At 62.7% G+C, this 3,800-nt stretch carries 6 protein-coding genes and 1 pseudogene; all 7 read left to right on the top strand.

Going from position 1 to position 3,800, the window contains the following annotated elements; genetic code table 11:
- On the top strand, positions 1-494 hold a 494-nt coding region (locus Q0X61_RS12790; protein WP_297743224.1), incomplete at its 5' end, for a hypothetical protein.
- A 62-nt stretch (positions 495-556) separates the two neighbouring features.
- Positions 557-799, top strand: coding sequence for a hypothetical protein (locus Q0X61_RS12795; RefSeq protein ID WP_070509906.1), 243 nt, complete (start codon positions 557-559; stop codon positions 797-799).
- Positions 796-1,224, top strand: coding sequence for a hypothetical protein (locus tag Q0X61_RS12800; protein WP_070454655.1), 429 nt, complete (start codon positions 796-798; stop codon positions 1,222-1,224). The genes Q0X61_RS12795 and Q0X61_RS12800 overlap by 4 nt, the downstream gene beginning before the upstream one ends.
- The gene (locus tag Q0X61_RS12805) at positions 1,217-2,350 is read left to right on the top strand and encodes a DUF2800 domain-containing protein (protein ID WP_201517965.1); all 1,134 of its coding nucleotides are present in this window, start codon (positions 1,217-1,219) and stop codon (positions 2,348-2,350) included. Before Q0X61_RS12800 ends, Q0X61_RS12805 begins: the two co-directional genes overlap by 8 nt.
- Before the next feature lie 25 nt (positions 2,351-2,375).
- Positions 2,376-2,930 carry a DUF2815 family protein gene (locus tag Q0X61_RS12810; protein WP_013888887.1) on the top strand — a complete coding sequence of 185 codons (555 nt, stop codon included), beginning with the start codon at positions 2,376-2,378 and terminating at the stop codon, positions 2,928-2,930.
- Positions 2,931-2,947: 17 nt separating this feature from the next.
- Positions 2,948-3,157 carry a LapA family protein gene (locus tag Q0X61_RS12815; RefSeq protein WP_005295518.1) on the top strand — a complete coding sequence of 70 codons (210 nt, stop codon included), beginning with the start codon at positions 2,948-2,950 and terminating at the stop codon, positions 3,155-3,157.
- An 87-nt stretch (positions 3,158-3,244) separates the two neighbouring features.
- Positions 3,245-3,800: pseudogene (locus Q0X61_RS12820) on the top strand (DNA polymerase); the annotation flags it as partial.

Raw genomic sequence — 3,800 nt, forward strand, 5'->3', positions numbered from 1 at the left:
TCGAGCTCGTCGACCCACCCGTTGGAGACGAAGAACTTGGCCTGAGCGCCGATGAGGTTCTCGGCTTGCTCTACGACCCGACGTACGTGCCGGAATGGAAAGTCGACTATCTGCGCGCTGCCTACCACAGTTTTCGTGCCGCTGAAAACGCTCGAAATCGTGGCGACCTCTCCTATAACGACTGGGAAGTCGAGGTCCATGACGGACCCCAGTATCTGAACGTCTCGGTTCACGAAGACCAGGTCGACAGTGAGCTGGTTGTCGATTGGCTGCTGTCTCAAGTCAGCGCCAAGCAAGCCGAACACATCCGCCTGCACGTGTTTGAGCGGCTCTCCTTCGTCGAGATCGCGCGTGATGAGCTGCCCCGTGCCGACGAAGCCGATGTGACCAAGCGCGCGAACAGCATCGGGCGCTCAGTCAAACGGGCCCTGAAGAAACTTCGGGAATTCATCGAGCAGGAATGTCCGGATCTGGCTCCCGTCGGGGGCGTATGAGTGCCCGGCCCACATGAAGGCCAGCACAAACCGACGCTCATCTGATTCACAAGGAGGAAACGATGTCGAAGCATCGTCTCAAGGTCACGTTGACTGACCAGCCCGAACCTGACGCTGCGGTCTCTACCCGCAAGGTCAGCATCCGAAGCAGGATCGCCCGCAAGCTGCTCGGCAACCCACAGCAGCTCACCGTTCTCGTGCCGGGCAACCAGGTCCGCTCAGTAGAAATCATCCGCCCAGACGACGACCTCATGGCACTGGCTCGCGCCGTCGGGGTCACCCGGAGCGGTGGTGATGCCGCGTGAACGTCACCGAAGCGAACCGCTACATCCCGGCGCTGAACCGGATCGCAGAAGGGGTCACGATGCTGGCCTCAGCGATCGAAGAGGCCGCGTGGGAATCGTTCGAGGACCACCCTGGCATGTCGGGGGCTCGCCCGATCGCCGCAGCCCAGCTCGCCCAGCCAGCTCTGGAAGCAACTGCCGAAGAGTACGAAGCGGCTCACCAACCGCCAGCCCCGGAACCGGCTCCTGCACCTACTCCTTCTCCGGAGGTTGTGCAGGTGACGTTGGAGCAGGTCCGCACGGTGTTGGCGCGCCTGTCGCAGGCGGGCCATACCGCGCAGGTGCGCGAGCTCATCCAGACAGCTGGTGCAAACAAGCTCTCCGAGGTTGACCCGTCCAACTTTGGGCAGCTGCTGGAGCAGGCGGAGGCGATTGCTGATGCCTGACCAGCACGCACTGCTCAGCGCCTCGGGAGCGCACCGGTGGTTGGCGTGCCCGCCGTCGGCAACGCTGGAGGCTGGGCTACCCGAGTCCTCCTCGTCTGCTGCCGAGCAAGGAACCGCCGCGCATGCTCTGGCGGAGTGGAAGCTGCGCCGAGCACTCCATGACGCTCCGACCACGAAGCCGGTCTCAAGCTGGCATGACGAGGAGATGGATGCCCTGACGGATGACTACGTGGCCTTCGTTCAGGAACGGCTGCGTGATGTGCGGCAGGTGTGTGCTGATCCGCAGGTGCTCATCGAGCAGCGCCTGGATTTCTCCCATGTGGTGCCGGGTGGGTTCGGTACCGGCGACTGCGTGATCATCGCCGAGCCCACGCTTCAGATCATCGATTTGAAGTACGGCCAGGGTGTCATGGTCGAGGCCGAGCACAATCCGCAGCTCATGCTCTATGCCCTCGGAGCGTTGAACGCGTTCGGGTCGCTGTACGACATCAACGAAGTGGCGGTGACGATCTTCCAGCCGAGACGCTCGAACGTCTCAACCTGGAGGGCTCCGGTGGCCGAGCTAGAGGCGTGGGCGGAACAGGTCGTCAAGCCTCGTGCCGCGCTGGCTGCCAGCGGGGATGGCGAGTTCGCTCCTGGTGAGTGGTGCCGGTTCTGCAAGCTCGCACCCACTTGCCGGACGCGCGCCGAGGCGAACCTTGCGCTTGCCAAGTACGAGTTCGCACCCCCTGCCGAGCTCAGCGATGCCGAGATCGCACAGGTGTTGGCCCAGCTTCCGGACCTGAAGGCGTGGGCTGCCGATGTGGAAGCGCACGCGCTGTCGCTGGCGGTGAACCAGGGCAAGACCTGGCCAGGGTTCAAGCTCGTCGAGGGCCGCTCGATCCGCAAATACTCCGACGAGGCCGCTGTCGCCCAGACAGCTGAGGCAGCCGGTGTCGACGTGTGGGATCGCAAGCTCAAGACCATCACCGCGCTGGAGAAGCAGCTGGGCAAGAAGCGCTTTTCCGATCTCCTCGGGGACCTCGTGGTCAAACCCGCTGGTAAGCCCACGCTGGTGCCCGAGTCCGATAAGAGGCCCGCACTGGAGATCCAGTCGGCAACAGATGAATTCACTGCAATCAAGTAACGAACAAGAAAGTAGGTAAGACAAGATGTCTGCAACAAATCCGACCCGTGTGGTCACCGGCGAAGTTCGCCTGTCCTACGCCAACATTTTCGAGGCAAAGTCCATCCAGGGCGGCAAGCCCAAGTACTCCGTGTCCCTGATCATCCCGAAGTCTGACACCGAGACCCTGGCCAAGATCGAGCGCGCCATCGACGCGGCGATCGACGCTGGGATTGGCAAGTTCGGTGGCAAGCGCCCGAACAAGGCCGCCTTGAAGCTCCCGCTGCGTGATGGTGATATCGAGCGCGATGATGAGGCTTATGCGAACGCGATGTTCGTCAACGCCAACTCGACCACCCCACCCCAGGTCGTGGGTACGGACCTGCAGCCGATCCTGGACGCCAACGAGGTCTACTCGGGCTGCTACGCGCGAGTGAGCATCAGCTTCTACGCGTTCAACACGAACGGCAACCGGGGTATCGCCTGCGGGCTGGGCAACATCCAGAAGCTGCGTGATGGCGAACCGCTCGGCGGCAACCGGATCAGCGCAGAGGCCGACTTCGGAGGCTTCGCAGCAGCCTCGGACGACTTCCTCAACTAGAAGAGCGGAGAAGCATCATGAACGAGTGTTATTCAGCAGCGCTGTCCGCAAACACCACCACAGTCGTGGCACTGCTCGTTGGCGCTGTCCTCGGTCTCATCGTCATCAAGGTCTCCTCTGTGATTGCCGAACGGCGGGCAATCCGCCAGGATCGCAAGCGCATCGACAAGCTCATGGCTGATACCGAGGCTGAGCTCGAGAAGTACCGCGCTGACCACGACCGCTAACCCTTCACCCGTGCTGGGAGGACACCACGCCCACTTCCGGGAGGTGGTCTCCTCCCAGCACCCATTGTTTTCTAGGAGCTGTCGCGCATGCGTGAACTCTTCATTGACATCGAGACCTTCTCACCGGTGAACCTGGCGAATTCCGGGGTGTACCCCTACGCCGACCACGACGGCTTCGAGCTCCTGCTGTTCGGTTACTCGATCGACGGCGGCCCGGTCGAGGTCGTCGATCTCGCCAACGGACACCAGCTGCCCGAGAAGGTGCTGTCCGCACTGGTTGACCCGCTCGTAGTGAAGTGGGCGTTCAACGCCACGTTCGAGCGCATCTGCCTTTCAAGCTGGCTCGCCCGACAGTACCCGGAGCTCATGGCGGGCCGCAGATTTCTCAATCCTGCGCAGTGGCGCTGCACCATGGTCTGGAGCGCATACCTCGGCCTGCCGATGAGCCTGGACCAGGTCGCCACCGTCCTTCACCTGCCGGTACGCAAAGACAGTGCAGGTAAGAAACTCATCCGCCAGTTCTGCACCCCGGGCACACCCAGCGTCTTCAACCTGGGCGGGATGCGCAACCCGCCTGCGTCCGACCCGGACGGGTGGGAGCAGTTCATCTCCTACAACCGGCGCGACGTCGAGGTGGAGCTCG

This window comes from uncultured Tessaracoccus sp. (assembly GCF_947255005.1).
In the GTDB taxonomy this organism is placed as follows: Bacteria; Actinomycetota; Actinomycetes; order Propionibacteriales; family Propionibacteriaceae; genus Arachnia.

Coding starts and splice junctions, on each gene's coding strand:
- Q0X61_RS12795 (WP_070509906.1), top strand. CDS start 557: ATGTCGAAGCATCGTCTCAAGGTCACGTTGACTGACCAGCCCGAACCT.
- Q0X61_RS12805 (WP_201517965.1), top strand. CDS start 1,217: ATGCCTGACCAGCACGCACTGCTCAGCGCCTCGGGAGCGCACCGGTGG.
- Q0X61_RS12810 (WP_013888887.1), top strand. CDS start 2,376: ATGTCTGCAACAAATCCGACCCGTGTGGTCACCGGCGAAGTTCGCCTG.
- Q0X61_RS12815 (WP_005295518.1), top strand. CDS start 2,948: ATGAACGAGTGTTATTCAGCAGCGCTGTCCGCAAACACCACCACAGTC.